This window comes from Gammaproteobacteria bacterium (assembly GCA_016712635.1).
GTDB lineage: Bacteria > Pseudomonadota > Gammaproteobacteria > SZUA-140 > SZUA-140 > JADJWH01.
This window is the reverse complement of sequence record JADJQS010000015.1, coordinates 351,250-357,674: the sequence shown is the minus strand read 5'-3', so window position 1 is coordinate 357,674 and position 6,425 is coordinate 351,250. Positions and strand designations below refer to the sequence as shown.

At 66.9% G+C, this 6,425-nt stretch carries 7 protein-coding genes and 3 pseudogenes; 9 read left to right on the top strand and 1 reads right to left on the bottom strand.

Going from position 1 to position 6,425, the window contains the following annotated elements:
- The 8 genes and pseudogenes from IPK65_14545 to IPK65_14510 all read left to right on the top strand — a co-directional run.
- On the top strand, window positions 1–662 hold a 662-nt coding region (locus IPK65_14545; protein MBK8164301.1), incomplete at its 5' end, for a hypothetical protein.
- A 33-nt stretch (window positions 663–695) separates the two neighbouring features.
- Complete coding sequence (locus IPK65_14540) at window positions 696–1,079, top strand: efflux RND transporter permease subunit (protein ID MBK8164300.1); 384 nt, start codon at window positions 696–698, stop codon at window positions 1,077–1,079.
- 560 nt (window positions 1,080–1,639) lie between these two features.
- Window positions 1,640–1,725 (top strand): annotated as a pseudogene (locus IPK65_14535) (DUF2892 domain-containing protein).
- A 235-nt stretch (window positions 1,726–1,960) separates the two neighbouring features.
- Window positions 1,961–2,212: a hypothetical protein gene (locus IPK65_14530; GenBank protein ID MBK8164299.1), complete on the top strand. Its 252-nt coding sequence runs from the start codon at window positions 1,961–1,963 to the stop codon at window positions 2,210–2,212.
- Window positions 2,213–2,532: 320 nt separating this feature from the next.
- Window positions 2,533–2,790 (top strand): hypothetical protein, encoded by a 258-nt coding sequence (locus IPK65_14525; protein MBK8164298.1) that lies wholly within the window; start codon window positions 2,533–2,535, stop codon window positions 2,788–2,790.
- Window positions 2,791–3,000: 210 nt separating this feature from the next.
- Window positions 3,001–3,246 (top strand): aminotransferase class V-fold PLP-dependent enzyme, encoded by a 246-nt coding sequence (locus IPK65_14520; GenBank protein MBK8164297.1) that lies wholly within the window; start codon window positions 3,001–3,003, stop codon window positions 3,244–3,246.
- 79 nt (window positions 3,247–3,325) lie between these two features.
- Window positions 3,326–3,526 (top strand): hypothetical protein, encoded by a 201-nt coding sequence (locus tag IPK65_14515; GenBank protein MBK8164296.1) that lies wholly within the window; start codon window positions 3,326–3,328, stop codon window positions 3,524–3,526.
- A 296-nt stretch (window positions 3,527–3,822) separates the two neighbouring features.
- Window positions 3,823–4,820 (top strand): annotated as a pseudogene (locus IPK65_14510) (serine/threonine protein kinase).
- A 53-nt stretch (window positions 4,821–4,873) separates the two neighbouring features.
- On the opposite strand, the pseudogene IPK65_14505 reads toward IPK65_14510, so the two are convergent.
- Window positions 4,874–5,947: pseudogene (locus IPK65_14505) on the bottom strand (calcium/sodium antiporter).
- Between the two features lie 35 nt (window positions 5,948–5,982).
- Between IPK65_14505 and IPK65_14500 the strand changes: the two are divergent.
- Entirely contained in the window at window positions 5,983–6,399 is a 417-nt protein-coding gene (locus IPK65_14500) for a hypothetical protein (GenBank protein MBK8164295.1), read from the top strand.
- Window positions 6,400–6,425 lie beyond the last annotated feature (26 nt).

The window sequence follows — 6,425 nt, the reverse complement described above, 5'->3', positions numbered from 1 at the left end:
CCCCGGCCACCGATTACGAGACCTTCATCGGACGCGCCGGCCCGGTCGAGGTCAACGGTACGTTGAGCGGCGCGACCGTCACAGGGCACGCACCGGGGCGATCCGGCGTCAACCTCGGTCGACACCTTCGAACGCAGCGCGAAGTCCGGAAACAGATCGTGCTTCGACCTGCGCGCGCGCCTCGCCCGGTGTACGCCAAGTTCAGCCGGCGGCGAAACATCAAGCTGGTCGAGGACCCGCCGGGTCCGCTGGTGCGCGCCACCCCTGCCTGGGAGATTCACGGCCTGGACATGACACCGCGCGCCGCCTCGCGCAGGTGCGCGCCGGCTACGCGGGTACCCTGGGACTCCGCCGATATCGACGACCCGGTCGGCGAGGACCAGATCGAATACCGCGATGGTCGACAAGTAAAAAGGCGGCTGCGGCTGGCGTCGATACTGAGGCGATCGCTGTGGTCATGCGCGACGGCGTCGCCGGTTTTCGATATCGGCGGCACCATCCACGCCGCGAGCGAGCGCAACCTGGTGCTGATCCACATCCGCATGCCGGAACGCTTCCGCATCGCCCGCGCGACCTCGACCGCCTGTTCGTCGCCAGCAGCGCGGGCGGGCAGGTGCTGCGGCCGCCTTCACCGGATCACGCGGAGGTCGTTGACGGCCTGACCATCCAGACCAAGGACGGATCTCCCGTCGTCTATGTCACCGGCGAAACCGGCCACTGGATCGCAGGTCTATCCGCTGCCTGACCTCGACGGTCGGTTTGACGGTGCGGAACCCCTGCCGGGCGTCAGGCTCACCACCGGCGGCCTCGGCTTCATGCGTCCCCTGCCCGACGCGACCTTCGACCACGGCTCGCTGTGGGATTACGAGATGCGCCTGACGCTGGACGTGTTCCGCGACTCCGGCGCCGCGTTCATGGTCGCGCTGGTGCTGATCTACCTGCCGCTGGCCGGCCATTACGGCATTTCATCCCGGTTGCTGATCGTGATGGGCGCGATCCCGCTCACCATGATCGGAATCTTCCCGGCCAACGGATCATGCAGCAGCTGCCCACCGCCAATCTTCGATGATCGGGCATGATCGCGCCTTTGCTGGGATCGTGGTGCGCACCATCGCTGCTGACTCGACTTTATCTCGACAAACCGCGCCCTCGGCACCGGTCTGGGCGGAGGCAGCGCCGAGGCCGGCAGTGCGCGCGCGCCCGATCTCTGGCTCACCGCGCTCGCCGTCATCGCCGGCACCGCGATCGCGATGGAGCGACCCGGTGTTCGGCGGGCCTCGAAGGCTCGCGATGGCCTTCGGCACGCTGGCCTTCGACCCTGCTGGGACTCTGTTCGTCATCCCGCTGGTCTATTATCTGTGGTATGATAAAACTTGTAAAGGGGACGGATTACGAGAGGGGGCTGCAGATTTCAAAACCGTCCCTCAACCACCGACCACTGACTGACCGGTGACGGATTTTAACCCGTCACCTGAATCAACCACCGCAACACTGAAGGAGGCCACACCTTGGCGAACACCGAACGGCTCATCCGCATCATCGCCGTGGCAAGCCTCATCCAGTTCTCGCGGCATGCTCGCGCGACGTCCACAACGGCGCCAGCTCGACCGCGGGCCCGACCTCGGCCAAAGTTCGCTTCGCCTTCGTCGGCGCCATAACCTGCTGCAGTCCGGCATCACGCGCTGGTGCCTGATGGAGAAGATTCTGCTGGCGCTCGGCGTCAAATCTTGGCTGCGTGGCGATGCAGGCCGCGCCTGTGAAGTGATGCGGGACCATACGCGCTCAGCGTATATGGAAAATGGATGCTAACAGGCCTGAAAGCGGAGCGAAAGAGAGACGCCGTTACGCGTCATGACGCCTGATTCAGGCGGAACCACACACCAGCCACGGACGCCCCCGCGTTTGTCCTCGCCCGCCCCGCCGTTGCCGTACAGTATCCCAGTCCGGGCGCCCAGTACAGATGCCGCAGACCTGCGATCCTGCCCTGACCGCGAGCACTCCTTTGAGCGCCCGCTTCACGACGCCGGACGCGGAACAGTCATGGACCGCCGGACCGGTTCTGACCTCGATGCGCTGCGCGGTCGGCCAGCGCTGGGACGGCGCTGGCTGCACGGGCAACCGGCTCGCCTCGTCCTCGCCCGGCGCCTTTGACCGCCACGCGCTGGTCTCTGAACAAGGTGGCGGATCTGGCGCCTGCGGAGTCACGGAGTAAGTTCGCACTGGATGAACTCGCATCAGTGGTCGAACATCGCTGCTACGATCCGGCGCTCACTCCCGATCTGTTTCTGCGGCACCGATCACGGGATTCTGGTCCGCGGACACCCACCAGAGCCCTGATCACGCCAGCGATGATCCATTTCAAATATGGCGGTTAACATGGGCACAAGGACCGTGTCCCTGGCGTTGCGCCCGGTGCGCGACTGAAGCGGGCGACCCCGGTCTTCGTCTACGCGGAGATTGAACGGCCGCCGTGCGCCCGGCCGCGTCGGGATCGGTTAAGATTGGCGTAAAGCCGACGCGCGCGCCCGCACCATGCCCCCTCACGCAGACAGCAGTTCCTGCCTCGACCCAGACGTCGTCTTCCTGAACCACGGCTCCTACGGCGCGACGCCGCGGTTGGTGTTCGAGGCCCGCCAGGAATGGCGGCTGCGGTTGAGCGGGCGAGAGCCGGTGCAGTTCATCAACAACGAACCGCCCGGACTCCTGCGGCAGGCGCGCGGCGAACCCGGACGCCACCTCAATACCGATCCGATGACCTCGTCTATGTCCCGAACGCCACCTTCGGCATGAACGTGGTCGCGCGCTCGCCAGCCGCTCGCGCCGGGCGACGAGGTGCTGACCACCGATCACGAATACGGCGCTGCCGGTTAAAATGCCCTCGGCTGCACGTATGCCGCAGCGCGGCGGGCGCGCTACGTCCGCCAGCTGGTCTCGTTTCCCGGCGGACTCCGACGCGGCTATCGTCGACGGGATTCTGGCGCGGCGTCACGCCGCGCACGCGTGCTGTTCCCGAGTCACATCACCTCGTCCACCGCGCTGCGCCTCCCGGTCGAAGATGCCGTGCGTGAGCGCGCACGCGCGGCCGGCATCCTGACCGCGATCGACGGCGCCCACGCGCCGGGACAGATCGAGCTCGACCTCGGCGCGGTCGACGCCGACTTCTATGCCGGAAACTGCCACAAATGGCTGTGCAGCCCCGCGGGCGCGGCGTTCCTCTACACGCGCGGCGCGAACTGCAGCCTATGATCGAACCGCTGGTGATCGGGTCAGGCTACGGCGACAACCGCAAGCTGGCGCAGAACCCGGACTATGTCGATGCGCTGCAATGGCTCGTGGGGCACTGAATGACCTCGCCGCCTACCCGGCGGTGCTGGCGGCGATCGCCTTCCCGTGGAGAGGGCACGACTGGCCGCAGGTGCGCGCGGAGGTCACCGCCCGCTCGGCGGGCGATTCAACGCGTCTCCGAACCGACCGGCCCTCGGCGCTGCTCTACCGACGGACCGCCACTACGTGCAGATGGCGGTGAACGCCCTGCCGCGTATCGACGAACTGCCGCCTTCAACTGTAACCTGTTCGACCGGCATCGGGTGGAGATCCCGTATCGAATGGAACGGTCGGCAGTTCCTGCGCATCTCGCTGCAGGGATATAACACCCGCCGACATCGACGCCCTGCTCGCGGCGCTGCGAACCGAACTGCTTCGCTGCGCGCAGCTGACGGATCGGACAGATTTCAAATCTGTCCCCATACAGGCAGCCCTTCCTCAGGAACTAACGGGGACGGATTTAAAATCCGTCCCCGCAGAAAGCGGTTACAATCTCCCATGACCAACGACACCGCCATTCCCTACGCCGGACTCACGCCGGACACCATGCTCGACGCGCTGGAGAGCGCGGGGCTGCGCGGCGACGGGCTGCTCGCGCTCAACAGCGCCACGAGAACCGCGCGTGTACCAGTTCGGCCGGAGGACGCACCACCACCGGTGGTGGTGAAATTCCACCGCCCGGGCGCTGGTCCGACGCCGCCATCCTCGAGGAGCATGCCTTCGTGCAGGCCTCGTCGAACGCGAGATCCCGGTCGTCGCCCCGCTCGCATTGGAACGGGCGCACCTGAACAACTAGAGCGGATTCCGCTTCGCGGTCTACCCGGCGCCGGGCGGTCACGCGCCGGAATTCAATGGTCGACGACACCTTGCAGTGGATGGGCCGCTTCATCGGGCGCATCCATGCGGTCGGTGCGCTTTCTCCCGTACCGCGCGCGTCCAACGCTCTCGACATCGCAAACTCGGCACCGGGCCAGCGCGCTACCTGCTCGGCGCGCGGACCCGGTCCCGCAGCGGACATCGCCGAGGCCTGGCGCAGCGTGACCGAGCATGCGCTGGCGGGCGTGCGGCGCTGCAATGAAGCGCGCCGGGCGGGTGAACAGCCTGCGCCTGCACGGCGACCGCTGTGGCGCCGGCAACGTGCTGTGGACTGACGACGGGCCACTTTGTCGATTCGACGACAGCCGGATGGGACCCGCGGTGCAGGACCTGTGGATGCTGCTTTCAGGCGACCGCGCCGCGATGGAGCTCCAGCTCGGCGAGTGCTGGCGGGTTACGAGGATTTTTGAATTCGATCCGCGCGAGCTGCACCTGGTCGAGGCGCTCCCGCACGCTGCGCCTGATTCACTGCCTCCGCCTGGATCGCGCGCCGCTGGTCCGATCCGGCGTTTCCCGCGGCCTTCCCCCCTGGTTCAACACAGCGTTACTGGCAGGACCGCATCCTCGAGCTGCGCGAGCAGCTCGCGCTGATGGACGAACCGCCGCTCGCACCCGCCTGAGCGCATCCCTGGATTCGCCGCGGGATGAACCGCCGGCAACGCCGCGACTCACTTCATCCGGCGTGCGCGCAGGGCGCGCCCGTGATGATGATGAGGGTGAGCACCGTCAGCGGCAGCACGAAACCACGCATCGCCGAGCTGAAAAGCGGCAGCAGGGCATGGCCGGTCGCGGCCAGAATCAGATAGGCGGTATAGGCAAGGTAATAGGCGAGGAACACACCGCCCGCCCAGCGCGCGATCAGATGACGGTTGAAGAAGATCGGCAGGCACGCAATCGCCACCGCGACCATCACCGGGATATCGAAGCGCAGCGCCGTCGCCGCCACCGAAACGCCGGCGGGCGACACCAGGCTGGCCAGCCCAGCACCCCAGCAGGTTGAAGAGGTTGCTGCCGACCACGTTGCCGACGGCGATGTCGCGCGCTCGCCGCGGATGCTGGCGATGACCGAGGTCGCCACCTCCGGCAGCGAGGTTCCGGCGGCGATGATGGTGAGGCCGATGACGAGCTCGCTGACGCCGAGATGCTGCGCGATCGCCACCGCGCCGTCGACCAGCCAGCGCGAACCGAGCACCAGCAGGGCGAGCCCGGCGGCGATGAAGGCCAGATTGAACAACCACTGCGCGGGCGATCGCACAGGCTTGGCATTGTCTGCCGCCGCCGTCTCCGCAGCGGCCGCATTATTCTCCTTGCGGCTCTGGCGAATCAGGAAGCCGGTATAGATCAGCAGCGCGAGGAACAATGCCCCGCCCTCGACGCGGCCGATGCGGCCATCCAGTCCGAGGATCAGCACCACGACCGAGGCCGCGATCATCAGCGGCACGTCCAGCCGCACCAGCTGCCGCGCCACCACCAGAGGCGCGATGAGCCCGGAGAGCCCGAGTATGAACAGGACATTGAAGATGTTGCTGCCGACCACGTTGCCGAGCGCAATGTCCGGCTGGCCGGCCAGGGCGGCGTTGATGCTCACCGCGAACTCCGGTGCGCTGGTGCCGAAGGCGACCACGGTCAGGCCGATGACGAGGGGCGAGATCCCGATGGCGGAGGCCAGGCGCGAGGCGCCGCGCACCAGCAGCTCGGCGCCGGCGACCAGCAGGACAAACCCGGCCATCAACAGCGCTACGGTCATGGCTGCACGATCTCGTCTGCGAAACCCGGACCGCCATGATACTTGAAAATCCCGCCGCCGACCGGCGCGCCGGAACAGACGCACGCGAGGACGAGGGGTTACAATCCAGGGTATCTCTGACCCGGGAACGCCATCGTCACATGCGCACAGACAGCCGCTTCATTGTCGCACTGCTCGCGCTCGGGCTGTCCGCCTGCGCCGGCAATCCCGTCCGCCTTGCGCACGACACCAAGGTCCTGGGCTCGGCGGAATTCCTGCAGGACCGCACCGACTGCAAGCTGTTCGCCAATGCCTCCGCGCCCGTGACGGGCGCGACGGAATTCGGCGCTGAGCGCGACCAGCAGGAATGGGTCCGCGCCTACTACCAGTGCATGGAGGAAAAGGGCTGGTATCCCGTCGACCGGGACGGCAACCGCGTCGATTACATCTGCAATTATTTCGATTGCTTCTGACCGGGCCCGATCACGGCATCGCGCCG